Raw genomic sequence first — 26,023 nt, 5'->3', positions numbered from 1 at the left:
AAAACGCCCTGACCAAAAATGATCAGGGCGCTTTTCCGGAAGTGTAAAGCTTGGTTTTTTTAATCCAGGTTCGTCTGCAGCACATAATCTTTGTACCGCTGCGGATTTTTCTCATCAAAGTTGTCCACCGCTGTCTGAATGTGCATGAAGAACTTGTCCTTGCCCAGCTTCTCATCGAAGTGCCCTTTTTGCAGGGTGTCGCGAAGGGGCCCTTTCACGCTCGTCATATAGAATTCGATATTCAGAGAGGCCAGGAACTCGCGAATTTCCTCCAGGGCATGCAGCCCGCTACTGTCGGCGCTGTTGATGCTATTGGCGTCCAGTATAAATAGTTTGAGTTTGCCCTTGCGGCGTTCGACTTCAGCCTCGATAGTCTCCTTGAAGAAGTTGACGTTCGCGAAGTAAAGGCGCGCATCGAAGCGCATGATGAGAATGTCCTCCCGTTGCTCCAGGTTATCGAAGCGATTGATGTTTTTGTAGTGATCTTCGCCGGGTATACGGCCCAGCACGGCAAAGTGAGGCATGGTGGTGCGGAAAATGACCACACCTAATGAAAGCGCCACACCGATAAGGATACCTTGCTCAATGCCAAGGGAAAGCGTACCAACGAAGGTGGCAACGAGCATCCAAAAGTCTACCCGGTCGGTAGTCCAGAGGTGCTTTGCTTCCTTAATATCGATCAGCCCGAAAACTGCTACCATGATGACAGAGGCCAAAATAGCTTTGGGCAGGTAGTAGAACAGAGGCGTGAGGAAAAGCAAGGTCAGTGCAATGAGTACCGCGCTAATGATGGCCGCCAGCCCGGTTTTAGCGCCTGCCTGATCGTTGACCGCAGTACGGCTGAATCCACCGGTGACAGGGTAGGATTGGAACAAAGAGCCAAAGATGTTGGCTGCACCAAGCCCGATCAGTTCCTGATTAGCTGAAACCTTATAATTTTTGTGTTTGGCCTGAATGGCTTTGGCTACCGCAATGCTTTCCATAAAGCTGACCAGAGCAATAGTCAGTGCGATAGGCAGCAGAGCGGAGAAATCTTCACCTGAGAATGTCGGAATAACGAAAGAAGGTAATCCCTCAGGAACAGTCCCCACTATCTTAACGCCTTGGTCCACCAGTCCCAAACCATATACCGCAGCTATACCAAACACTACAGCCAGTAGTGGTCCGGGAATAGCTTTATTGATTTTTTTTACGCCCTTAATCAGTAAGATACCTCCAATACCTACGCCGAAGGTATACCAGTTGACCGCTCCAAATTGTTCTATGGCATTGAGCAGAATTTCGTGTACATGGTGGCTCCTTGGGATATTCACACCCAACAGGTGCTTAAGTTGAGAAAGGCCAATAATCAATGCTGCGGCTGAGGTAAAGCCGCTAATGACCGGGTGGGAAAGGAAGTTGACCAGGAAACCAAGCCGGAAAACACCGAGCAAAAACTGTATAACCCCAACAAAAAGGGCCAGGGCTATAGCCAGCATGATGTAAGTCTCCGTGCCGCCCTCTGCCAGAGCACCAATACCTGCAGCGGTCAGTAGAGAGACCATGGCGACCGGCCCTACCGCCAGCTGACGGGAAGTGCCCAGGATTGCATAAATGATCAAAGGGATCGTGGAGGCGTACAGGCCGTAAATTGGGGGGAGCCCGGCAATCATCGCATACGCCATACCCTGAGGGATGAGCATGACGCCAACGGTCAGGCCTGCCGATAAATCGCCCTGCAGGTTGCTTGCCTTATAATTTGGAAGCCAGTCCAGAATGGGTAGAAAGTCTTTAATTCGCATCGCGGAGAACTATTTTGATTTTGTCAAATGCGGCTTGACAAAAGCTTGTTAACAATTTGGCTGCTCAACGATACAAAAGTCTGCCTTTTTGCCGAAGCTGGCAGTGACGAACATCACAATAAAGGCTTTCTTCCCTTCCCGGACTGACTTTTTGAAGAGGGCTACAACAGTTCTATACGATTGCGCCCAAGCTGTACAACCCCATCCTTTTCCAGCTGTTTCAGCAGCCTGGAAATCGCTTCTCTGGAAGCATTCAGGTCATAGGCAATTTCCTGGTGTGTGGCATTGAGCGTCTGGCTGCCGTTGGCTTCGGCTTTTTGCTCCAGGTAGTCCATGAGGCGTTCATCCATCTTTTTGAAAGCGATGCTATCAATGGTGCGCACCAGCTCCAGCATACGGTTATCGTAAGAAGTCATCACGAAGTTCTTCCAGCTTGGATAACGGCTCATCCATTCATCCATAAAGCGGGTGGGGATGCCAATGAGAGTCGTGTCCTCTTCTGCTACAGTCCGGATTTCACTCTTCTTGTCCATCAGGCAGCAGGTAAAGGACATGGAGCAGGTCTCTCCGGGCTTCAGATAATACAGGAACAATTCGTTGCCTTCTTCGTCTTCCCGCGATACTTTGATGCTGCCCTTGATGATCAGGGGCATAATTTTGACGTAGGCACCAAAATCCATGATTAGCGATCCGCTTTTGAAATGCATGATCGTACCTTCATCTGCGATAGCATCCTGCAGGTTACGCTCTGCCAATTGGGGGTAATGCTGGCGGATGAGCGACAGGATTTCCGGCCTTGCCTTTTCTGTAATCATAGGTTAGTCGTCTTTTGCTTCTAGTTTTGCTTCGATTTGCTTCAGCCGTTCTTCCAGCTGCAGCAGTTTATCCAGGATGATAATGTGTGTCTTCTTTGCGTCGATGCCTACCGGGCTTTGGTCACTGTGGATTTCTTCGGCTATGGCATCGAAGGTAGATTGGACTACTTTAAGGCTTTTCATATTTATTGGTGTTTGGTTGCGCGAATTCGAACGGTCTCAGCAGGCCCGTGGTGATAAGGGCCTTCCTCCAAAATAACACGTTGGCGGGAAATCTGGCCGAGGGAAAGGGCTGCAAAGTCAGCTTCCAGGTCTTCCAGGCTAAAAAGCAGCGTTTCCTGCTTTGGCCCGCCGGATTGCAGAGGGAGTTGCTCTTTGTGAAAGGCTTCCAGCAGTAACGTGCCGCCGGGGCGCAGGGCAGAAGCACATGCAGCGTGCAGTTGTTGCCGCAGGGTAGGAGGTAAGTGTACAAAGAACAGGGCAATAAGATCGTACTCTTTACGCTCAAAGGGAAAGCTTTCTATAGAAGCAACCTGATATTGCAGGTTTACCTGACTATCTTTTGCCAGGCGCAATGCTTTTTGCCGGGCGGCGTTGCTGTAATCAAATGCCTCTACCGACCAGCCAAGCTGGGCTGCGTAAACGGCATTACGGCCTTCCCCTTCTGCAGGAAAAAGGGCATGCCCCGGCTCTAAATGTTCCAGTTCGGTGCGGAGGAAAGTGTTCGGCGCTTTCCCGTATGCGTATTCTTCGGCTGCATATCGTTTTTCCCAGAATTCTTTCATTAACGGTTTGACTTTCAAAGTTTTAAGGAACAACAAAGTTAGGAGCAATTGATGCTCTGGTACAAAAAGATACTTTGGGCAAATTTCTCCCTGCTGCAGTAATAGTCTTACTGCTCAAATTCCTGTATTTCCTTTCGTCCGCCCTGCAGGTAAGCAATTTGCCTGAAGCCCCGGCGGACCATAAAAGAGGCCGCTAGAGGCGCCCTTTTGCCACCGTCATCATATAGAAAATAAGGCCGTAGCCGGTCCAGTGTTTCTATTTCATCATCGAAGGTGTCGCTGAGGTAGTCTATGTTCATCGCATGGTCCATCAACTTATCCTTTCGAATTTCCTGTGGTGTTCGCAGATCGATCAGGACCGCATCTGACGTAAGTGCCAGCTCAACCATGAACAAATCTGCCGGCAGCGATCGGTAAGGTAGCATAATAAAAAGCTTAAATCCGAATATAGTTTGTTTTGTTCATGTAAAAATGAAAAAGAAAAAGCATCCTTCCAAACGGTCAATGCTTCATCCTGTTTTTTTACATATTGCAGTTGCAGTTCTCCAGGCAGGAGATAATGGAGGAGACATCGCGCTCTTTAAGCGTGTAGAGCATACTGCGGCCATCCCGTTCGGCATGCAGGATACCCTTAAGGCGCATATTTTGCAGATGGTGGGAAGTCAGGGATTGTTCTGAACCAAGCATTGTACAGATTTCGGAAACAGAAAGCTGCGGGTGCTGCTCGAGGAGGTGCACAATGCCTAGTCTGAGCGGGTGAGCTACCGTTTTCAAGATGAAAGCGATTCGTTCCAGTTTTTCCGCTTCTTTTTTGCCGATTGTTTTTTTGTCTGGCATGGTTCCGTAGTGTGAGGTTAAAAGGCGGTCAGTAGGGGACTGTCCTTAAGTAATGACTAAGAAACGCAGGTCAAAGAGCTTAGTTGAAGCGGGGAAGAGAAAATCTATAAAAAAGGTAGGAATTTTATCGTTTGAGCCATTTTTTAAACCGGTCTTTAAAGGAGTCGCTCTTCGATATGGTAAAACTTCGGATGCCTGAAACTTGTCCAAGGGTTATCCATGCATTGTACCGTCCAGGTGGTAAATTACCAAGGCGTATAGTGGCTTTGTGGGGCCCAGGTTCCAAGTGGGCTTTGTGGGTGCGGTAGGTTTTCCCCTGCTCGTTCAGCACATCCACGTTGAGCGGGGTCCCCTCTGCACAAAAGCAGTGCAGGTAAGCTACAACCGACTGTTTTTCAACTACCTGTAAATTACCGATTTTAGTCTCCGGAACTTTCTTCATCTGTTGTCTGAGTAAGTCTGCACGATTACAAGCGGTAAGCTTGAAATCTTATTTGTTGAGTTAAGGTTAAGACGGTACCTTAGTTCTTTAGTCACTTCGTGGGCAAAAAAGGCAGGAGTAACATGAAATTCATCAAGTGATTTACTCTTATTCTGTTTTTTCGCAGGACACAATCAGGACGGACTTTGAATAGCCCGTTTCTTGTAGTGCCCGGTTTGGGTGTTGTGCAGGAGTGTCAGAAAAGTGGAGTGTGTATATCTGGAGTTTATAGAAAAAACTCTTCTTTCGACTATTTTATGCTTTATGCCGTAAAAGTAATTCTTTTTCGGGTAAAATCCAATAATGAGAGTTCTAAAGAAAAAAGCCTGACTGTCAGTGACAATCGGGCTTCGGTGCCCAGAACAGGATTTGACTTGTATTTTTAGAATATTGATAATCAGGGCGATAGGGTAGGGGATTGGTTTTTTGTGAATTATTTGTGACAAAGGTGCCGGTTTTGGGGGTAGAAGTGGACGGATGCTTGTTGTTCAAATAAGTGCGTGGAGCCGTTTTACCCTCTTTCCGTTTGAGTCACTTTGCTCAAACGTATTTGGAAACTTCCTGCATATAGCATCCCGTAGGTTAGTCTCATCTTTAAAAACACTCATCCATACAGAAAAGAATCCAGTAGATTCGGCAATTTCAGGTATAGCGATAAGCAAGCCCGGACGATTTTGCTGGGTTTGCCAAGCGGCGTACATAGCTTCCGCTTTTCTCCAGGCTTCTTGCCGGTTTTTCCAACGCCTATCTTTTCGGGTTGAGTTAGCCGCGGTTCTGCTTATGCCCGTCAGCTTTATCAGATTGTTGGCAGCCTGGTATTGCTCATCAGACAGACCTGCAACCGGTCGAATTACATACGGTTTTCCATATTCGAAAGCTAAGTCCGTATTGTCTCTGTCCGGCCAAAGATGGTCAGATCGACTGGAATTCCTATCCCACTTTACGCGGTTGCAGAAAAAGCAGCTGGGCACGAGGTTTTCCCAAGCCAGGCGTTGCCCGCCCTTGGCTAATGGGTGTACATGGTCTACATAGCCCAGGTCTGCAACGGGCATTTCGCAATACACACAGTACGGCCCAATGCGGTCAAATAAATCGGGTTTAGCATCTGTATAATTCAAGTAGGCCCGAGGAGCCACTCCCTTATCTACAGCTCTCATTGCTTCATAGCTTTAAGCGCCTCAAGGTAGGCGTAGAACAGGGTGTCTTCAGTGAAATCTTTCTCAGCCTGCGTCATTTCCTCTTCGATATTGTCAGCAGTGCTGCCTTCAGCGACAGCAGTGTAGTATTTTTTGCCAATTTCGTACAAAGCCTCCCGCTTGTTGCTCCAGCGTGGGTTGACAAAGCCCTGTAGTTCCTCGGCGATGTCTTCCAGGCTCAGGTTGTTGCCTGATCCTATTTGCTTGACTTTGCAGTCTTCCAATACAATTAACTGGTTAGCCTCAGTTTCTTGTATGAGAAAAGGAGAGTGGGTGGTTACTACAAATTGAATCTTAGGAAAAGTTTCGGTGAGACTCCTGATGACGCTCTTTTGCCAGGAAGGATGTAGATGCAGATCGAGTTCGTCGATCAGAACGATCCCTTCCGTTTGCGCTAAGGCTTTTTCCTGCAAATGCGGATTGAGCAATACACAGCGATGGGCAATATCTGCCATCATGGCGAAAAAGTTACGAACCCCGTCACTCAGGTATTCAAAAGGCAAGGTACGGCCATCTGTCAAAGCTACAGTCAGCCCCCGATTTGTATCCGGGTCAAAATCGTAGAATACATCCTTACAATTTGGTAAGTTTTTGCGGATGGCTTGTTTAACCATAAATAGCGAAGGGTCAGTTTCTTTTTTTTGCAACTGGCTCAATTCTTTCAGCTCAAACCAATCTACAAAACGTCGGAAACTAGATTTCGCATCCAGGCTTTCCCGGTAACCCCTAAACCTGGAACCCAACTCCTTTTTGCCATTTCGGGCAGTTGGCTCCTTTTTCCGGCGGCTTTGAGCCTCGACAAAAAGACGGCCGGTAGAGAAATAGCTGATCAGCGGTAAGTCTACATATTCCCCTGATCTCACGCGATCGTCCATGGTTTGGGCGATTTGGCTAATGGGTTGAGCATTTTTATAGTTTGTACTCCCGGTTTTACTGTGCCGCTCTCTGCTCCAACTAACCCTATGACCATCAATTATACCATTGGCTTCAATAATAACAGGGTAGGCATATTCCTGCTGAACAGTATAGCGGACATCATCATCACCAATACCACGGGTGGACACATCTCGGAGCCCAATCATAAAAGCTCCTACTGCGACCGTAAGTGCTTCAAGTATAACGGTTTTACCACTTCCGTTTTCACCAATAAGGATATTCAGCTGGTCGTCAAGATCAAGTTCGATATACTCAATGCCGCGGAAATTTTGTATGACTACCTTCTTCAGTCTCATGCTTGGCTATTTGTATATTCCAAAGGTAAAGAAAATATCAGACCCAATTTATTAGCTCAAATCCCATACAAATTTGAGTGTGGGCTACAATTTTTCACGCATTTTCCGCATTATTACCATTGGACTAAATGACCAAACCCTATGCGCCGCGAAAAACACACTATCCAATGCCCCTGCGAGAAAGCCAAGCAGTTCCCTATCGTATTGGAATACGATGAGACCAAGCTCGACGGACCCAAGACACAAGAGCTTTACTGCCCCTTCTGCCAGGATATGCTGACCATAGAGGAGCCCGGTACGGTACAGAATAATGAGACGATCCTCCGAGGGCTGAAAAAGTCGGACTAATACTACCCTTTTCGTGTCTTGCCGCTGTAGCCTGCTTGTGAAAGCAGGCTAAGAGGTCTTCCCTTGCAGCCAATTTAAATCTTGTGATCTTACAAACCCTAGTGATAAGATGTCAAATACGATCAGCTACAACATTACCCTTAACATCTCGTCCCAGCAACAGGAGCAACTCACCACCCACTACGACCACCTCCTCCTAAAACTAGAAAACGGCCGCCCCCTAACCCCGCAGCTGCTGGACAACCTCCGGCAATCCATGCGCGAAGTGCTGGAAGCCCAGCCCGAATTACCCGAGATACTAGAAGCCGCCCGCACCCAGCACCAGCTCGTGCAGCTTACCCACGAAGACAATACCCTGCTCAACCTGCCCTGGCGGTTGGCGGTGGAGGACATACCATATTTATACCTCACCAAAGGGCTGCCCGCCTCCAGGCAAAACGAGCAGGCCCTGCAAAACCCGCTCCCCCTCAAAGTACTGGTGATGATCTCCTCGCCAGAGGATACCCACGCCCGCCTTTCCTACGAGGAGGAAGAAGACCAGATTATCCAAGCCTTCGGGCCGCTGTATGAGCACGGGCAGGTGCAGCTCGACTTCACAGAGGATGGCTCCCTGCAAAGCCTTAAGCGGAAGCTGAAAGAAAACCACTACCATATCCTGCACTTCAGCGGGCACGGTACCTTCCGCGATGGGCAGGGCTGGCTGGAACTGGAAGACGGGCTGCGCATGGAAAAGCAGCTGACTTCCGCTGCCGACTTTGCAGCGGCCCTGAATGCCAAGCCGGAGCACTGCCCAGCGCTGGTGCTGCTGTCTTCCTGCCAGACGGCGCAGGGGCAGAAGGAGGAGACCTTCAAGGGGGTGAGCAACCGGCTGCTGGAGATAGGCGTGCCCGCCGTGGTGGCGATGGGGCTGAGCATCAGCGATTACTTTGCGACGGTCTTTGCCAGCCATTTGTACCAGCAACTGGCGGAAAAAGAGCCGCTGCACCGCGCCTTTCAAAGCGCTGTACGCTTTACACAGCAGGAAGAAGCCCGGCTATACCCAAAGCAGCCGCCCGCTCAGTGGATGATCCCTCAGCTGTATACCAATGGCACGGTGAGCAATCTGGTAGACTGGAAAGCGGCATATACTCCGCTGGCCTTCCAAAACTACAAGTTCATCACCGGGCAGCACGCATTGCTGCTGGAGCGGCACGAAGGCTACCAATTTCTGGGGCGGCGTAGGGAGCGCAGGCAAGCCCTGCCTCTGCTGATGAATAAGCAACCGGTGCTGCTGCGCGGGCAGGGTGGGGTAGGGAAGACGGCGATGGCAGAGCATTTGGTGCAGCGGCTGGCATTGCAGGATGGGAGTATTTACCCCTTTGTCTTTAACGAGAATACTGCCCGACTAGAGGATGTGATTAAGGCAATGAAGGACTATCTCCGCACAGAGCACGATGAATTCCTTATTGATAGTGAAGTAGAGGAAGCCTCGGATGAGGCAATGAAGCAATTCCTGTACCTATTGAAAAGAGTCAAAAAAGTCTGCACTCCCTGCTTCGTCTTCGACAACCTGGAGACCTTCCAAAGCGAGCCGGGCGGTAGCTTCGCCACGGAATATAGCGACACCAAGGAGGTCATCGGCTTCCTCTACCAAAACAAACTTTGCCCTCTGTTGCTTACCGGCCGCTACCCGCTGGGGGACTTTCCGGAGGTGGAAGAAATCGACCTCAACCAGGTACGCTTTGCCGATTTTCTGAAAAAATGCCAGCAACTGGGCCTGGACAAACTGCTGCGGGAAAAAGCAACAACGGCCCTCAAAAAAGCGGCTCCGGGCACTTTCCAGGAACTCGCCAAACAGCTGCACCAAAGCTTTGGCGGCAACTACCGCGCCCTGGAGTTCTTTGATAAGCTATACCGGCAGCATCAGGAGCAGGCGGAAAACACCCTGGCTACCCTGCACGATTACCTGGAGCAGTACAAAGGGGATGTACTGCACGAAATGAGCGAAAACCTGGTCTTCAACCAACTACTCGGCCTGCTCACGGAAAAGGAGCGCCACTGCCTGGGGCTGATGTACCCCTTCCGCCGCCCGGTACTGCCGCTGGCTATCGCCATGCAAGAGGCTGAGATTAGCGATGAGGAAAAAGCACTGGAACGGCTGGTACAGCTTACACTCCTGGAGCGGCAGGAGGAACCCCTAGATACGGAGCAATCGCTGGAGTACTATTACCTCACCCCATTGGTACGGGGCATGCTGGAGCAAGTGGAACTGCAGCGCCCGGTATTTTCGGAGGAGAAGGCGGGGGATTACTACTACCACATTGACAAAACGGTCAATCACCGCAATTACAGTGACCTGAAAGAAGCGTGGCAGCATTACTACGCCGCCAAAAGAAAAGAGCGGGTGAATGAGATTGGGGATGTGCTTTGCCATTTTTACTATGGAACTTCCCAATTCCAGCTCAGCTACTTCTATGGCTTGCGCACCGAGGAGCTACTGGGGGATGCCACACACGACCGCATTTACAATAACCTGGGGCTAATCTTGGATTTATACGGACAGTACGATGCCGCTTTACAATACTACGAGAAATCATTAGTAGTAAAAAAGGAAAAAGGGAATATTCAAGGAGAAGGGGCCACCCTGAATAATATCAGCCAGATATTCAAAGCGCGAGGGGATTACGGCAAAGCCTTGGAGTACCTGGAGCAAAGTTTGAAAATTAGTCAGCAGATCGGCGACCGTTCCGGAGAAGGGGCCACCCTGAATAATATGGCTACCACTGCCTATGCGCGAGGGGATTACGGCAAAGCCTTGGAGTACCTGGAGCAAAGTTTGAAAATTAGGCAGCAGATCGGCGACCGGAAAGGAGAAGGGGTCACCCTGAATAATATCAGCCAGATATTCCAAGCGCGAGGGGATTACGGCAAAGCCTTGGAGTACCTGGAGCAAAGTTTGAAAATTAGGCAGCAGATCGGCGACCGGAAAGGAGAAGGGGCCACCCTGAATAATATGGCTACCACTGCCTATGCGCGAGGGGATTACGGCAAAGCCTTGGAATACCTGGAGCAAAGTTTGCAAATACAGCAGCAGATCGGCGACCGGTCCGGAGAAGGGGCCACCCTGAATAATATCAGCCAGATATTCAAAGCGCGAGGGGATTACGGCAAAGCCTTGGAATACCTGGAGCAAAGTTTGAAAATTAGGCAGCAGATCGGCGACCGGAAAGGAGAAGGGGCCACCCTGAATAATATGGCTACCACTGCCTATGCGCGAGGGGATTACGGCAAAGCCTTGGAGTACCTGGAGCAAAGTTTGAAAATTAGTCAGCAGATCGGCGACCGTTCTGGGGAAAGTACAACTTTAGGTAACATTGCTAGTATTTATAAAAAACAAGGAGATCGCAATAAAGCACTTCAATACTTTGAAAAAGACTTGGGCATATGCCAAGAAATCGGGGATTCAAATGGTATGGCTATTACGTTGCATAATATTGGAACCATGCATTTCGAGCAGGAAAACTGGGAAGCTGCCGTGCCATTTATCGTCCAAGCTTATACTATCTTTGATGAAATTGGGTCGCCGAATGCTAAGACCTCTGCTGGCTACTTAAATGCCCTTGTCGAAAAACTAGGCGAAGCCCGCGTCCAGGAAATCCTCCAACAGCTAAATCAGTAAGCCATGCAGCCCCACACCCTAGCTCTACACCTCACCTTTGACCAGCATGAGGCTCTCACCAACCACTACGACCACCTCCTCCTAAAACTGGAAAACGGCCGCCCCCTAACCCCGCAGCTGCTCGACAATCTCCGGCAAGCCATGAGCAAAGTGCTGGAAGCCCAGCCCAAAATACCCCAAATACTAGAAGCCGCCCGCACCCAACACCAGCTCGTGCAGCTCACCCATGAAGATAACACCCTGCTTAACCTCCCATGGCGGTTGGCAGTAGAGGATGTGCCGAACCTCTTCCTCGCCAAAGGGCTGCCCGCCTCCCAGCAAAACGAGCAAGCGCTGCAAAACCCGCTCCCCCTCAAAGTGCTGGTGATGATCTCCGCGCCGGAGGATACCCACGCCCGCCTTTCCTACGAAGAGGAAGAAGACCGCATCATCCAAGCCTTCGGACCGCTGTACGAGCACGGGCAGGTGCAGCTCGACTTTACGGAGGACGGCTCTCTGCAAAGCCTGAAGCAAAAGCTGAAAGAAAACCAATACCATATTCTGCACTTCAGCGGGCACGGCACCTTCCGCGATGGGCAGGGCTGGCTGGAACTGGAAGACGGGCTGCGCATGGAAAAGCAGCGGACTTCCGCTGCCGACTTTGCCGCTGTGCTGAATGCCAAGCCGGAGCACTGCCCGGCGCTGGTGCTGCTGTCTTCCTGCCAGACGGCGCAGGGGCAGAAGGAGGAGACTTTCAAGGGCGTAAGTAACCGGCTGCTGGAGATAGGTGTGCCCGGCGTGGTGGCAATGGGGCTGAGCATCAGCGATTACTTTGCTACCGTCTTTGCCAGCCATTTGTACCAGCAGCTGGCGGAAAAAGAGCCGCTGCACCGCGCCTTCCAAAGCGCCGTACGCTATACGCAGCAGGAAGAAGCCCGGCTATTCCCCAAGCAACCGCCCGCGCAGTGGATGATCCCACAGCTGTATACCAATGGCACGGTGAGCGATCTGGTAGACTGGAAAGCGGCATATACTCCGCTGGCCTTCCAAAACTACAAGTTCATCACCGGGCAGCATGCGCTGCTGCTGGAACGGCACAAAGGCTACCAATTCCTGGGGCGGCGTAGGGAGCGCAGGCAAGCCCTGCCGCTGCTGATGAATAAGCAGCCGGTGCTATTACGCGGGCAGGGCGGCGTGGGCAAGACGGCTATGGCAGAGCATCTGGTGCAGCGGCTGGCCTTGCAGGATGGGAGTATTTATCCCTTCGTATTTAATGAAACCACCGCCCGGCTGGAAGATGTGATCAAGGCGTTGCAAGATTACCTGCGCACTGAGCATAAGCGGGTGCTGATTGGGCCAGAGACACAAAAGTACAGCGACAAAGCCATGGAGCAGTTTTTGTACCTGCTGCAAGAAGTACTGCAAGTCTGCACCCCCTGTTTTGTCTTTGATAACTTGGAGACCTTCCAAAGCGAGCCGGGCGGTAGCTTCGCCACGGAATATAGCGACACCAAGGAGGTCATCGGCTTCCTCTACCAAAACAGACTTTGCCCGCTGTTGCTTACCGGCCGTTACCCGCTGGCGGACTTTCCGGAGGTGGAAGAAATCGACCTCAACCAGGTACGCTTTGCTGACTTCCTGAAAAAATGCCAGCAATTGGGTCTTGACAAACTGCTGCGGGAGAAAGCAACAACGGCCCTCAAAAAAGTGGCTCCGGGCACTTTCCAGGAATTCGCCCAGCAGCTGCACCAAAGCTTTGGCGGCAACTACCGCGCCCTGGAGTTCTTTGATAAGCTCTACCGGCAGCACCAGGGGCAGGCGGAAAACACTCTGGCTACCCTGCATGACTATCTGGAGCAGTATAAAGGTGACGTACTGCACGAGATGAGCGAAAACTTGGTCTTCAACCAACTGCTCGGTTTGCTCACCGAAGAGGAGCGCCACTGCCTGGGGCTGATGTACCACTTCCGCCGCCCGCTACTGCCGCTGGCTATTGCGATGCAGGAAGCGGAGATTAGCGATGAGGAAAAAGCCCTGGAACGGCTGGTACAGCTTACACTTCTGGAGCGGCAGGAGGAACCCCTGGATACGGAGCAATCGCTGCAGTATTATTACCTCACCCCATTGGTACGGGGCATGCTGGAGCAGGTGGAACTGCAGCGCCCGATATTTTCGGAGGAGAAGGCGGGGGATTACTACTACCACATTGACAAAACGGTCAATCATCGCAATTACAGTGACCTAAAAGAAGCCTGGCAGCACTACTATGCCGCCGAGCGAAAAGAGCGGGTGAATGAGATTGGGGATGAGCTTTGCCAATTTTATTATGGTGCTTCTCAATTCCAACTCAGCTACTACTATGGCTTAAGTACAGAGCAACTACTGGCATCGGATACACACGACCGTATTTACAATAACCTGGGGCTGATCCTAGATTTATACGGGCAGTACGATGCGGCATTGCAGTATTATGAAAAGTCCCTTGAAGCGGATAGAAAAAAAGGAGACCGTTCGGGAGAGGGCACTACGCTGAATAATATCAGCCAGATTTACCAAGCGCGAGGGGATTACGGCAAAGCGTTGGGTTACCTGGAGCAAAGTTTGAAAATTATGCAGCAGATCGGCTATCGTTCTGGAGAAGGCACCACGCTGAATAATATCAGCGGAATTTACAAAGCGCGAGGGGATTACGGCAAAGCGTTGGGTTACCTGGAGCAAAGTTTGAAAATTAGTCAGGAGATCGGCGACCGTCAAGGTGTTGGGCAATGCCTGAATAATATCAGCCAGATTTACCAAGCGCGAGGGGATTACGGCAAAGCCTTGGGTTACCTGGAGCAAAGTTTGAAAATTATGCAGCAGATCGGCTACCGTTCTGGAGAAGGCACCACGCTGAATAATATGGCGACCAACGCATATGCGCGAGGGGATTACGTCAAAGCCTTGGGATACCTGGAGCAAAGTTTGAAAATTAGTCAGGAGATCGGCGACCGTCAAGGTGTTGGGCAATGCCTGAATAATATCAGCCAGATTTATGATGCGCGAGGGGATTACGTCAAAGCCTTGGGTTACCTGGAGCAAAGTTTGAAAATTAGTCAGGAGATCGGCGACCGTTCCGGAGAAGGCACCACTTTGAACAATATGGCAATCATCGCATATGCGCGAGGGGATTACGTCAAAGCCTTGGGTTATCTGGAGCAAAGTTTGAAAATCAGGCAGGAGATCGGCGACCGTCAAGGTGTTGGGCAATGCCTGGATAGTATCAGCCGGATTTACAAAGCGCGAAGGGATTACGTCAAAGCCTTGGGTTACCTGGAGCAAAGTTTGAAAATTAGTCAGGAGATCGGCGACCGTCAAGGTGTTGGGCAATGCCTGAATAATATCAGCCAGATTTACCAAGCGCGAGGGGATTACGGTAAAGCCTTGGGGTACCTGGAGCAAAGTTTGAAAATTTGTCAGCAGATCGGGGATCGTTATGTAGAAGGAGCCGCGCTGAATAATATCGCCCAGATTTACCAAGCGCGAGAGGATTACGTCAAAGCCATGGGTTACCTGGAGCAAAGTTTGAAAATTATGCAGCAGCTCGGCGACCGTTCCGGAGAAGGCACCACGCTGAATAATATCAGCGGAATTTACCAAGCGCGAGGGGATTACGGTAAAGCCTTGGGTTACCTGGAGCAAAGTTTGAAAATTATGCAGGAGATCGGGGATACTAATGGAATGGCACAATGCTTTCACAATATGGGAGCGATGCAGTACGAGCAGGAAAATTGGGAAGCTGCCGTGCCGTACATCGCTCAAGCTTACTCAATATGGAATAAAATCGGCTTACCTAATGCGGACACCTCGAAAAGCTACTTAAGTGCCTTAAGCGAAAAACTAGGCGAAGCCCGCGTCCAGGAAATCCTCCAACAGCAAAATCAATAGACTATGTCCCAAGAAAAAGAGCCACCAAAAATCATCGCCGCCAAAAAGACGAGCGAAGCCGACCAATCCTGGATCAAGCATCAGCGGGAGGTGCAGCAGAAGACGCCGGAGCGCATTGAGGATGCCGCGAAGTTCCTCTCGGGCATGATCTCGATCTCACTCACCATCTTCCTGAAGCTGAATCCGGATGGGTTTAAAGAGATGGCGGGGAGTGGGCTGCTGAATACGGCGGTACTGCTATGGATTGCTTCGCTGGTGTTTACGTTTTTGGTGTTGTTTCCGGCGCCTTATCGGTATCATGATTCTTCTGCTGCGTCTATACGGAAGATGCACAAGAATGTGGTGCGGTATAAGTATGGGATGCTGGCGGCGGGGGCAGTTCTGTTTTTGGCGGCGCTGGGGGTGTTGGTGGGTTTGTATGTGGCGGGGTGATATTCAGGATTTCACCATAACCTTAAACCTGTTCTCTAACAATTTTGGTAATATGACCTATAAAGAGTTGAATAGTCAATATGATGGATATATCCCCTATCAAAGTCTACTAAGCTGCAATGAATGGCTGGATAGAAGAAAGCAGATTTTAAAACGAGACGAGTACTATTGCAGGGACTGCGGAGTTTCATCTTCAATTTTCCATGATAATTTCACCCTGAATTTTCAAAAAGGCACGAATCTCAATCTGGATCGTGTAGTATATTCAAAGACTCAATTACCCCAATTCAAAGCGTCTTTCACGACCGGAGATATTAAGGTTTATAAGCATCCTGAGCTTGGGTCTATATATGGTTTGAGTACAAACTATATTGTTTTTGCCATGAATCAGGCGAGCCTTAACACCCCTAGAAAAGAGCTAGTTGTCAACTATTATCCAGATCATTTAAGTGGACGAATTATCCCAGTTGTAGATACTCAAAATGGTAGCGAACACCCCATCCCTTTACCCATTACAAATACTACCAGGCAAAAAGTACCACTGCAAGTTCATCATAACTATTATGTCCATAGACGTTTACCCTGGGAATACGAGGATGAAGCGTTAGTGTCTCTATGTGCTGTATGCCATCATCGTTTTCATGAAGAAAACCAGGTCAAAATTTTCACTCAGAAAGGTAATGAGCTTATCGAGTTAAATTACACCCCATGCAGAAGATGTAATGGCCTTGGTTATTTTGACCAGTTTTCAAAAGTTCAGGGGGGCATCTGTTTTAGGTGCCACGGAGCACGATTTGAAGAGTTAATTCAATCTGGAATTGGGTGATTTATCAGAATATCCTGTTTAATACTCCCAATCCACATGACTGTAAGGCAATCTATTGAGCTCTTCTCTATGAAACTGCCACTTGGGCATAAACTCATCCATAAGCCGCACAAAACGCTGGTTGTGGCTTCTTTCCAGCAAATGCACCAGTTCGTGTACGATAATATATTCCAGACAACTTTTAGGCTTCTTTGCTAACTCCAGATTCAACCAGATACGCCCGGCCTGGGTATTGCAGCTCCCCCATTTGGTGCGCATCTTTTTGATGCCGTGGTCATTAGCCTTAACGCCGATCCGCTTTTCCCACTTATTGATGAGGCGAGGTACAATCTTCTTAAGTTCTGTTCTGTACCATTCATCCATAACTTTGGCGCGCTTGTCAGCCGGTGTATTTGGCCTGACGTATAGGTGAATGTGTTTATGATCTAGTTCGACTTTTGGAGCAGCGTCCACTTCGTGCACTTTTAATAAGTAACGCTTCCCAAAAAAATAATGACTTTCGCGATTTAGAAACTCCCTCTTGGGTTCGCGCTCTTGCTGTTGTAAGATTTCCTGCTGGTTCCTGATCCACTTCAACTTTGAAATTGCAAACACCCGAATTGTATCCAATTCCATTCTTTTGGGTGCAGCAATACGTACCCTCCCGTTTGGGGGATAAACGCTCAGATGGATATTCTTAATATCCTTTTGCTCTACTTCTATATCAATCTCCCCTAGCTTCAAATACTGCATTAATACTCTGGCTGTTCCTTGATGATATTAAAGATCTTTTCCACTTTGGCCGGAAGACCGTAACCTTCCGGTGGCTCAGCGACCAATTGATGATGCGTGGGTTGCTCATCAGCAAGTGCACTGACCAGTGTGTCATAAATATTCCTTTTGACGACGTTTTCCCGTGCCTTGACCCCGCGCCAATCCGCAGGGTTTTGAGCTTTTAGTACAGCATCAATTCTCACAACCAGACCTAAATCCTCATTCAGGTTATTGTACAGCACCCGCATACCCACTGTCGTAATCTCATCGGGAGTATCATCCGAATGACCAGCATTGGCTTGCCGGGCAAGTTCAGCGATTCGCTGCAGATACTCCTCGTATGAAATGGCATCTTCTTTACGCAGCCTGATCAATTCGTCCAACAGCTTCGATATTTTTTCAAAAAACGCCGGATCTACGTGTTGCTCCTTGATAACCTTTTTCCGGACGTTATTCTCAATCGTCTCAGCGATGGCTCCCCGATTGCCTCTTATGCTTTTTGGCAATGCACCGATAGCCTCGGCTACCCCTTCATTCGATATAATATCTAAGAGCGACATGCCCTCAAACGGAGTGATGTTTTCGGAGTCCTCAGCCTGAATATACGCATCCAATAGGTAGCGCATATCGGCTTCGTAGGTCTTCATATCCAGGGTCTCACCAGAAGCTTTTTTGATGTTTTCCCGTAGCTTGTAATAAAAATCAAGCTCTCTTTCAATGTTCTCTACCTCCTTGCCAGAGTACCCTACCTCTTCCAACTCATTGGATATATTGCCATAGGCACGGATGAAAGCTACCGTTTTCTTATACAATTGAGTACGCCTCAATGCAGTATTTTCTAAGTCTTCCTCATTTTCTGGATTACCGCAGAAGTACCGTTGGTACTCCAAAGTGCCTCTTGGGGGTAATACAGGCTCACAGAGCAGTGCCAATTCTTCCAGGGCATTATCCAGCCGTTTCTTGCCTTCGTCCAAACGGTCTTTGAGGTTGATAGAAATATCCTCCTCGTCAAAGCCCTCATCGTCCAAATCTGAGGTGTAAACTGAAATGGCTTTGCCTACATGATCAAATAGTTTTCTGTAGTCCACGATGTACCCAAAGTCCTTGTCCTCGCCATCTACCCGGTTAGTCCGGCATATTGCCTGAAACAAGCCGTGATCCTGCATGCTTTTATCCAGATAAATATAGGCACAGCTGGGAGCATCAAAACCGGTTAGTAGTTTGGAGACAACTACGAGCAATTTCATGTTGGCCGGCTCGTCTTTAAACTTTTGCTTTGCCCGGTCTTCGTAGATTTCTGTTTTTGACCGGTTGCCTTGGGGTACTACCTCTTTGAGGATCTCTTTGTATAAATTGTAAATGGCTTCCTTTTGCGTATCTGTATTGGCACCGGTATCTTCTTTAGAAACATGGCTGGGGTTGGGGCTGTAGGAGGTAACTACCGCACATTTACCTTTAAACTCAGTAGCTTGGAATAACTTATAGTATTCGCATGCCTCATAAATAGAGTTGGCGACCAAAATAGCATTATGCCGTTGTGAATAAAGGTGCCTCTTTTCTCTGAAATCAAGGATGATGTCATCCACGATTTTTTGCATACGGGACTTACTGCTCAATACATTTTGCATCGTGCCCCATTTCTTTTTTAGCTCTGCCTTTTGAAAGTCGTTCAAATCGGCGGTATTGATATCAAACCATTTATCGACCCGCTTAGGGGAACTGAGGCGTTGGTCAATGTCCCGGGCTTCGTACATCAAGTCCAAAATCACATTATCTTCTACCCCTTCATTGAATTTATAGGTATGGATGTAACGCCCAAACACCTGCTGGCTGGTTTGCTTATCTTTTTTCAGCAGAGGCGTACCGGTAAAACCAATGAAAACCGCATTAGGAAGCATCGTTTTCATGATTTTATTTAAATCGCCACTTTGAGTCCTGTGACACTCATCTACAAACATAAACAACTCTCCGGCAACTTGAATTGGATTTTCTTTCAGCTCTTGAATGTATTGCTTGAGGCTGCTATTCCCTTTATTGCCAAATTTATGAATGAGCGAGCACAGTAACCTGGGTTTGGGTTGCGCTAACACACTCATCAAATCCCTGCCGCTTCTGGTTCTGAAAATAGTTTCATCCGCATCCGTAAAAACCCCCTCTATCTGTTTATCAAGCTCATCCCGGTCTGTAATGATGGCAACCCGTGCTTTGGGATTGTTTTCCAAAATCCATTTGGCGAGATACACCATGGTGATACTCTTCCCACTACCCTGGGTGTGCCAGATGATACCGCTTTCATATCGTTTAACAAATTTCTGGGCTTCTTTCACCCCAAAATATTGATGTACACGGGGCAATTTTTTGATACCTCCATCATAAAGCACAAAATCATTGAGTAACTCTATGATGCGCTCTTTAGCACACATTTTTATAAGGTACTTTGGACTTACCCCAATTGTCTAGACAGCTTTAGCTGTATTTATGATTTACAAATTAAACAAAAAACACATTCATAATCATCATAATATTTTCTTTTTTTGCTTCTTTTTTTCTTTTGATTTCCACAGCAAAAATGTGGATAAGTTCATTGACATAAGGCTGGCCTAGATTGCAGGTACAACTGGCTCGGGTACTTGTCCCCAATCTTGGAATGCCGCCTGTGGAAATTCCAATTATAGAAGTACTGGGCCAAGCCGTTATGCAGCTCTATGCCGTCCTCGTAAGCTTTAAGGTAGATGTCTTCGTACTTGGCCATCTTCCACAAGTTTTCGATGAACGCATTGTCCGTTGCCCGCCCCTTGCCGTCCATGCTTAGCCTCACTTCTTTGCCCAGCACAGCGCTGGTGAACGCATCGCTGGTGTATTGGCTGCCCTGGTCTGTATTGATGATTTGAGGGGCGCCCCATTCAGCTACAGCCTCCTCAAAGCAGCCTGCACACCATTCAGCGTCCATTGTATTGGACAAAGACCAGTTGACCACAAATCGGCTGTACAGGTCTATGATGGCTGTAAGGTACAAAAAGCCTCTTGGCATCGGGATGTAAGTGATATCGGTAGCCCAGACTTGATTAGGCTGCTCAATTGCTAAGCCCCTCAATAAGTAAGGATAAACTTTATGGTCTTTGCCCCGCTTCGAGGTGTGAGGGCCCGGGAAAACAGCCCTGAGCCCCATCACATCGTAGTACAGCCGATAGACCCGGTTGCGGCTGACTTTGTAGCCTTTATCCTGGGTCAGGTAAACGTACATCCTTGGGCCGCCTTTGTAGGGGTGGTCGATGTAATGCTTGTCCATCAGGCGCATCAGCTCCAGGTTCAGCTCCGAAGCTGCCCTCGGTTTATAATATAGCGAGGACCGGTTAATACTCAACAGCCTGCACTGCCTGCTCAAGCTCAACTTGGGGTGGCTGCTGTCCAGAAGCAGCCGTTTTTCTGCTAGTGGCATCAGGGCAGCCTTTTTTTTAGAAAATCGATTTCAATGGCCTGTTCCCCGATTTTGCGCATCAGCCGGTCTTTTTCAAGTTCGGCCTCCGATTTGCCGGAAAGTGCCTTGCCTTTGCGGAAAACCGAAGAGGCGCCTGACAAAAACTCCTTTTTCCAATTGGTAATCTGCTGTGGGTAGATCTTATACTTATTGGCAATCTCAGCCAAAGTATTCACCTCCTTGAGGGCTTCCAAGACTACTTTTGTCTTGAAATCAGCGTTGAAATTTCTTCTGCTCATGATAGCTAATTTAAGGGTTTTTATAAATCAAGCTACCTGTCTAGTTTTTTGGGGGAACTCCACTTGTCTAGCAGCAAGCGGGAGTTATCGTCCTCGTCTTCTTTCCAGCTTAGGTAGAATTTCTCTGGACTGCTAATGGTCCCATAGCGCAAACCTTCGGAATCATTACCCGCAAACAAGATCTGGTTAGTGGCAAAAAAGGGCATGATGAATTGCTCTTTGGTATTGGCAATATTTTGGCGTATGCCTTCCCCAATATCTACAATACCGCTCTTTAGCTCTAAGACGGCCACCGCAATCCCATTGATGTAGAGCACCACATCGGGTCGTTTACTGCGGTTCCGCCCCGCATCACGGTAAGCCACAGTGACTTCTTCGGCAATGTAAAAATCATTATCTGTGGGGTCTTCCCAGTTGATGAACTTTACCGTTTCGTAGTTATCTCCGGCACTGACTTTTACCTGCACGCCGTAGCGCAGCTTTTTATAAACCTCCTTGTTGGTAGTGTAGAGGCTGTCATTGAAATTGGTCGCTACCTGCTTCAGCTCAAAAATGGCTTTTTTGCTTTGGGCTTCTGAATACCCTTTGCGGAGGAGGTAATCCTTCAGCAGGTCTTCCTCTATATTGCTGTTGCCTTCCCGGTCTTCCCAGTTGCCGAGATAGGTATAGCCAAGCTCTTCTTTAAACAACTTAACGACCCTGTTTTGGGTGAGGCGTTCTATGTCGGTTACCTTACTCATGGGCACTACCATTTATTTTGTTTAAAGTACTACGTATTTCGTTTACTGTACTTTCTAATTTCTCATAATCAAAAGCTTGTGACTTTAAGCGCTTATCCATCTTAATAAATCCCTGGCTTTCCAACGTTTCTATTATCTCCGGATCTATTTCACCCTCGGTTCGCCTGCCAAGTATTAAAACAAATTTATTACGCTCGAACCGACAGTCCATGTAGTATTTTTCGCCTTTATGCTCCCAACCCTCAAAAACCAGGCATGGGTTATTATTGCCACGCTCACCTGTGTAGTACCAGAATCCGGGAAATGGAGGAAATTGAGCATCCTTGTGCTTTATATAATAATGCCAGGTCCTTAATTCTCGCTGCTGCGAATAGTTCCTGCTCTTACTCAAGAGCCGTACATCCCCATCTGGTCTTATAGCTAGCATAGCAGATTGGCAGTATTTCAACATCGCAGGTTCATCCAAAATAAAAAACTTCCAATTGGCGTAACCCAATTCCTTTTTCTTCTCGTTGATTATGCTTTGTATTGCATCCAATTCACAAGTACTACTGTCAAGTAAGGTTTTCAAAACCGAACGCTTAAAGACAATGCGCCAGTTTTCATTTCTATCCCTCGAGTTGCTCCTCGATGGCTTGTAAAACATATACCGGTTTGCCGACAAACTCTCCAACCAGGTGTTTTTATCATCAAAAGCAAAGAAGAGACTTTGCAGTATAAACGTATCGGAATCAACATTTTCCTTGCAAAATAGCTTTTCCAGTTTGGTTAGATACGTATCAAAGTCTTGGAGGTTTCGCCCGGATAAATCAAGGATAAACCCGATTTGACCATAGAAATAAAAATGATTTTCGGCAGTTTTGATAAGTGGATCCCATTCGACACCATTCTCCCCTTTAGAAAGCAGGGCAATTTTATTACACTCTTCTTGTTGTTGTTCTCTGTTGAAGAATGTGATCCATTTCTTCTGATCTTCTTCAGTTGAGATTTCACACAGTTCCTCGTAAGTATTGAATACAACCTGATCTTCCAGTTGGCTTAAAGCCTGAATGGCCGGTATATACGCCCTGTCGTCATCTATTCTGGAATTATAAATGACGTTTCTGGCTACCCGCATCCAGTTGACCAGTTTAGCCCAGTCCTCTTCAGTATATGCTTCAGGAAGTTTCTGACGTGCAGTCAAAAACCTCAATAGCGCAAAAAGAAAGGTTTTATGGTACAAATTAAGACCATCAAAATCGGTCAACAACAGCTTGGTGAAGGAGGACGCTTTGCTGGTATTGAAAGTGGCTGTCCAAACTTCCTTTATTTTGTTATCCAGCACATCCTTTTTTTCATCCGTTACGATGTCAAGGATGGTGAAGATAAAGGCCAGCGACTCCTTTGTAAAGACTTCTTCTTTTTCGTATTCGGATGTTGAAGTGAAACGCTTAGATTTTAACAAACTAATTAAATCCCGCTCCTTTTTGTATTCTTTATCGGATGACCCCGCATGCTCTGATATTTTCCAGAATAAGCCCATGTTTTTAAAGAAGGCTAAGAAGTTAATATCCACATCTTTGACTTCCTTCTTAGTTTTCCAAAAGGCATCCAGCCATTGCTTATCCAGTTTATTTATCCAGTCATATTCCTCCAATTTTTTATTATTCTTATGCTTCTTTTCCAACCAGGCCCGAAAGTTTTCAAAGTCTGTCAGAGCTTTGCCACGGGCATTCATCTTGACGTACAGGTCTTCGTCAAAACCGCCCTCCTGAATATCAAAAAAATCGAACTCAATGCAGAACTTCTTCACGAGATTATCCCAGGCGCTGTGAACATCAATATCCTTTTCAATTAGTTGGCGCTCTATTTCGTCAAGCATCACCAACATGCCGGATACCGTGGGGTCTTTTTCCCAGGAACGGAAAAACCAGGGCTGATTTTTCAAACAGGCAGAAATGGAACTTTCTTCTTTTACATCAGGATTGATTTCAAAAGAGGCAATGAGGTCTCTGCTTTCAACCAGTTTTTCCGTAAATGAAGAGCTGCTCTCCCTAGTCTTGTACTTAAATCGCTTTAAATCAGCAATATCCTTATTCGCCTTTGCTCCTATGAACACATGAAGTAGAAACAAAGTAGTAAGCCGTTGTTGCCCATCAAACGGAATCAGTATGCTGTCCTTGCCTGAAGTGACAGGTTTAGGCGCTATTTCACTTTTAAAGCCAACACCTGTTGCTTCACTATACCGTTCCAAAACGGCCAGCATCTGCTCTAAACTGCGCTTGCTTTTCTCAAAATTGGCCTGATTTGTTCTGTCTACGGACTGGCCAAAAACAAAGGCAAGGTTTAATTTGCTGCCTTCCCCACTTATGGCATCTAATAAATCAGACACAAAGGATTTTCTGATGGCGTTTACCCGCTCGCTTTTTCGCCCTTGGGCATAGTCTCTCTGAATTTCGGGTATTTCAATGCTTTGCTCCCGAATGACGTCCCAAAATGTCTTGCTCATAGCTCATCTGCTTTTGGGGGTAGATAATCGGTTAGCAGCCTTTCAATATCTTTAGTATAATCTTCCGCATCCTGAGCCGACCAGTAACTCATTTTAATCGTATTGTCTTCTCCGGCTTTCGTTGTTTTCTTTAAGAAGTTTTGAATGGTGCCCAGGGGGATGTATTGGCCGCCCTTATCAGATTCGTAAATGATGCGCTTACGCTTTTCTAAAAAGTTTTTGTTCCCTATTTTGGTATTGGTGTTTTTATCCAATAAGGCCAGATTGCCAATTCCGTGCAACCCTAAAGCATCGTTTACCAAGTCTGCAAATTCCTTTAATTGATTGGACAATTCGATGCTGAGGCTCTCTTCTTCCTGGAGGTTTAGCCCATTCTTTAGCTCTTCGATTTTTCCTAACTCTTCTTCGGCTTCGCTACCTTCGTCCTTCAGTCGGGCTTCATAGTCAGATAGCCACTCCAAGGCATCCGCTTTTGAGGTGAGCTTTCTGGGGTTTTGCGGATGAATATGCTCAATACTCCACTTGGTATCCGGATTCTGATACAAGTCAAAGGGGAAACGTTGTCCCGGAAAACGCGTTTCAATCAACCGGATATTGTAGAACAGTAAAACATGCTGACAGGCATCGTAGCTTGCATCGTATCGCAAGTTATCCAGCGCATAGACTTTAATAGCAATGCCGTCTTTTTTCTTTTCTTGCCCGAATTTATCCTTAATCTCCTTCTGAAAATAGGCCCTTATGTCAGACTTCTTTTTATTCTCTGTCTCGCTAATGATTTCCTCCAACGATTTTATGCCGGCATTGATTAGAAAACCAATGAGGTGGTAGCTTTCTACATCATCGTACCATTCTTTCAGGCGCTGGAAGGTATTCTTGATCTCTTCCCAGTCTAAGGTTTCTTTTTCGACATATTGGAAGTACGCGTACAAATCATCTGCTTTCGATGTTTTCCCACAGTCGATGTCAAACAACTTACCTATACGCGTGGGGTAATCCTGCTCATTATTATTGATGAAGTACCAAAACGTATCGTTGTGCAGTTCATTTTCGATGGCATCCCACTCGTTGGCGAGTTTTTTCTTTTTGAAATCTCTGATGTCCCAGGGCTCATCGCTTTTGTCGATGTCCGTGATGAACAGGGCCTTAATGAGTTCGGCACTGGTGAGTTTGATTTTCCCCGCATTCATATTGATGAAGAAGTCTTCCACAGTTTGTGTCCCGTAATCTTCCAGATTTACGGGGTGCCATATTACGTAGGTTTGCCTGAGCAGTTTGGTATGGAATTGATTGCGTTCATCAGGAGATAACTTTGTAAGCCAATTATAGATGGTGAAATAGGCTTGAAAAAGATGATAGTTATCTACGTTATCTTTATCCGGATATTCTTTTGCAAAGTTTATCCATTGGCTTTCGACATCAGCACCCCAAAATGGCTCTAGTATATTCTCATCCTTTATGTCCTCCAGGAAGTCTTTGGTAGCATCCCGCGTACGGTAGTCAATGGCATAAAAGGAATCAACAATTATCGAAAAGTTATTTTTCAGCACGGCCTGTATCAGATATACCGTAGTGGTGCGCTGCTGCCCATCGATTAATTCCCACCGGGGTTCCCCTTCAGAACTTTCGTGCCGGGCCACTGCTAAGGGCTGAATGCAGTACTTTTTACCCTCCTCAATCCCGTTTATATCATCGAGCAAATAGGTAACCTCGTCAACGCCCCACCGATACCCACGCTGATAACTGGCTACATAAAAGATTCTCAGCCCCTCATGCCTATTGAGTTCGCCGATGGAAAGCAAACCGATTTGATCCAGGTTTTTGACCTCCGCACTCACACCAACCTGATTTTTCCCGTGAGCAACTGCTGCATCATGCCCTGCTTGGCGAGTTGGTATTTGGCGAGCTTTTGCTCCAGGGCTTCGATTTCTTGATCCAGGTCGAATAGAATTTTTGAAAATTCTATTTGTTCATCAATAGTTCTTGGCGTCCAAAAATCGAATGCCACAAAATCTTTTTGATAAAGGTGGTGGA

21 protein-coding genes and 1 pseudogene are annotated in these 26,023 nt (G+C 47.6%); 5 read left to right on the top strand and 17 right to left on the bottom strand.

Translation table 11 applies throughout. The features are described 5' to 3' along the window. Positions 1-59 precede the first annotated feature (59 nt). The 9 genes from ACO08I_RS06535 to ACO08I_RS06495 form a co-directional block, all read right to left on the bottom strand. On the bottom strand, positions 60-1,781 hold the full coding sequence (locus ACO08I_RS06535) for a SulP family inorganic anion transporter (RefSeq protein WP_421948856.1): 1,722 nt from the start codon (positions 1,779-1,781) through the stop codon (positions 60-62). A gap of 161 nt (positions 1,782-1,942) precedes the next feature. Continuing rightward, positions 1,943-2,596 carry a Crp/Fnr family transcriptional regulator gene (locus tag ACO08I_RS06530; RefSeq protein ID WP_421948855.1) on the bottom strand — a complete coding sequence of 218 codons (654 nt, stop codon included), beginning with the start codon at positions 2,594-2,596 and terminating at the stop codon, positions 1,943-1,945. A gap of 3 nt (positions 2,597-2,599) precedes the next feature. Then, positions 2,600-2,779, bottom strand: coding sequence for a hypothetical protein (locus ACO08I_RS06525; RefSeq protein ID WP_282774033.1), 180 nt, complete (start codon positions 2,777-2,779; stop codon positions 2,600-2,602). A gap of 2 nt (positions 2,780-2,781) precedes the next feature. After that, positions 2,782-3,381 carry a class I SAM-dependent methyltransferase gene (locus tag ACO08I_RS06520; RefSeq protein WP_421948854.1) on the bottom strand — a complete coding sequence of 200 codons (600 nt, stop codon included), beginning with the start codon at positions 3,379-3,381 and terminating at the stop codon, positions 2,782-2,784. A gap of 107 nt (positions 3,382-3,488) precedes the next feature. Next, positions 3,489-3,806, bottom strand: a complete 318-nt coding sequence (locus ACO08I_RS06515; RefSeq protein WP_421948853.1) for a rhodanese-like domain-containing protein — start codon at positions 3,804-3,806, stop codon at positions 3,489-3,491. 97 nt (positions 3,807-3,903) lie between these two features. Continuing rightward, entirely contained in the window at positions 3,904-4,218 is a 315-nt protein-coding gene (locus ACO08I_RS06510) for an ArsR/SmtB family transcription factor (protein WP_044229081.1), read from the bottom strand. A gap of 124 nt (positions 4,219-4,342) precedes the next feature. Beyond that, the gene (locus ACO08I_RS06505) at positions 4,343-4,660 is read right to left on the bottom strand and encodes a hypothetical protein (protein WP_282774040.1); all 318 of its coding nucleotides are present in this window, start codon (positions 4,658-4,660) and stop codon (positions 4,343-4,345) included. 527 nt (positions 4,661-5,187) lie between these two features. After that, positions 5,188-5,856 (bottom strand): HNH endonuclease, encoded by a 669-nt coding sequence (locus tag ACO08I_RS06500; RefSeq protein ID WP_282777984.1) that lies wholly within the window; start codon positions 5,854-5,856, stop codon positions 5,188-5,190. Next, complete coding sequence (locus tag ACO08I_RS06495; RefSeq protein WP_282777982.1) at positions 5,853-7,127, bottom strand: AAA family ATPase; 1,275 nt, start codon at positions 7,125-7,127, stop codon at positions 5,853-5,855. Before ACO08I_RS06495 ends, ACO08I_RS06500 begins: the two co-directional genes overlap by 4 nt. A 141-nt stretch (positions 7,128-7,268) precedes the next feature. On the opposite strand from ACO08I_RS06495, the gene ACO08I_RS06490 reads away from it, so the two are divergent. From ACO08I_RS06490 to ACO08I_RS06470, 5 genes are all read left to right on the top strand, one after another. After that, positions 7,269-7,475: a hypothetical protein gene (locus ACO08I_RS06490; protein WP_282777980.1), complete on the top strand. Its 207-nt coding sequence runs from the start codon at positions 7,269-7,271 to the stop codon at positions 7,473-7,475. A gap of 109 nt (positions 7,476-7,584) precedes the next feature. Continuing rightward, a complete protein-coding gene (locus tag ACO08I_RS06485; RefSeq protein WP_421948852.1) occupies positions 7,585-11,133 on the top strand; it encodes a tetratricopeptide repeat protein in 3,549 nt (1,182 codons plus the stop codon). Between the two features lie 3 nt (positions 11,134-11,136). Beyond that, entirely contained in the window at positions 11,137-15,036 is a 3,900-nt protein-coding gene (locus ACO08I_RS06480; protein WP_421948851.1) for a tetratricopeptide repeat protein, read from the top strand. A 3-nt stretch (positions 15,037-15,039) separates the two neighbouring features. Then, positions 15,040-15,468, top strand: a complete 429-nt coding sequence (locus ACO08I_RS06475) for a hypothetical protein (protein WP_282782625.1) — start codon at positions 15,040-15,042, stop codon at positions 15,466-15,468. 52 nt (positions 15,469-15,520) lie between these two features. Next, positions 15,521-16,294 (top strand): hypothetical protein, encoded by a 774-nt coding sequence (locus ACO08I_RS06470; RefSeq protein ID WP_282782623.1) that lies wholly within the window; start codon positions 15,521-15,523, stop codon positions 16,292-16,294. An 18-nt stretch (positions 16,295-16,312) separates the two neighbouring features. Here the strand turns inward: ACO08I_RS06470 and ACO08I_RS06465 are convergent, their stop codons facing one another. From ACO08I_RS06465 to ACO08I_RS06430, 8 genes and pseudogenes are all read right to left on the bottom strand, one after another. Then, the gene (locus ACO08I_RS06465; RefSeq protein ID WP_282782621.1) at positions 16,313-17,026 is read right to left on the bottom strand and encodes a M48 family metallopeptidase; all 714 of its coding nucleotides are present in this window, start codon (positions 17,024-17,026) and stop codon (positions 16,313-16,315) included. Further along, positions 17,026-19,485: pseudogene (locus ACO08I_RS06460) on the bottom strand (type I restriction endonuclease subunit R); the annotation flags it as partial. The pseudogene ACO08I_RS06460 and the gene ACO08I_RS06465, both read right to left, overlap by 1 nt. A 143-nt stretch (positions 19,486-19,628) precedes the next feature. Then, positions 19,629-20,486 carry an IS3 family transposase gene (locus tag ACO08I_RS06455; protein ID WP_421947430.1) on the bottom strand — a complete coding sequence of 286 codons (858 nt, stop codon included), beginning with the start codon at positions 20,484-20,486 and terminating at the stop codon, positions 19,629-19,631. After that, a complete protein-coding gene (locus ACO08I_RS06450) occupies positions 20,486-20,764 on the bottom strand; it encodes a helix-turn-helix domain-containing protein (protein ID WP_044220061.1) in 279 nt (92 codons plus the stop codon). The genes ACO08I_RS06455 and ACO08I_RS06450 overlap by 1 nt, the downstream gene beginning before the upstream one ends. Before the next feature lie 32 nt (positions 20,765-20,796). Further along, a complete protein-coding gene (locus ACO08I_RS06445) occupies positions 20,797-21,504 on the bottom strand; it encodes a type I restriction endonuclease (protein WP_421948850.1) in 708 nt (235 codons plus the stop codon). Then, a complete protein-coding gene (locus ACO08I_RS06440) occupies positions 21,497-23,992 on the bottom strand; it encodes a GmrSD restriction endonuclease domain-containing protein (RefSeq protein WP_421948849.1) in 2,496 nt (831 codons plus the stop codon). Before ACO08I_RS06440 ends, ACO08I_RS06445 begins: the two co-directional genes overlap by 8 nt. Next, on the bottom strand, positions 23,989-25,827 hold the full coding sequence (locus tag ACO08I_RS06435) for a DUF262 domain-containing protein (protein ID WP_421948848.1): 1,839 nt from the start codon (positions 25,825-25,827) through the stop codon (positions 23,989-23,991). Before ACO08I_RS06435 ends, ACO08I_RS06440 begins: the two co-directional genes overlap by 4 nt. Beyond that, the gene (locus ACO08I_RS06430; protein ID WP_421948847.1) at positions 25,824-25,997 is read right to left on the bottom strand and encodes a restriction endonuclease subunit S; all 174 of its coding nucleotides are present in this window, start codon (positions 25,995-25,997) and stop codon (positions 25,824-25,826) included. Before ACO08I_RS06430 ends, ACO08I_RS06435 begins: the two co-directional genes overlap by 4 nt. Between the last annotated feature and the right edge of the window lie 26 nt (positions 25,998-26,023).

Origin of the sequence: Phaeodactylibacter xiamenensis, from assembly GCF_965229835.1 — a bacterium.
GTDB classification, from domain to species: domain Bacteria; phylum Bacteroidota; class Bacteroidia; order Chitinophagales; family Saprospiraceae; genus Phaeodactylibacter; species Phaeodactylibacter xiamenensis.
Note: the sequence above shows the minus strand (reverse complement) of the source record. Positions and strands in the feature narration are given on the sequence as shown.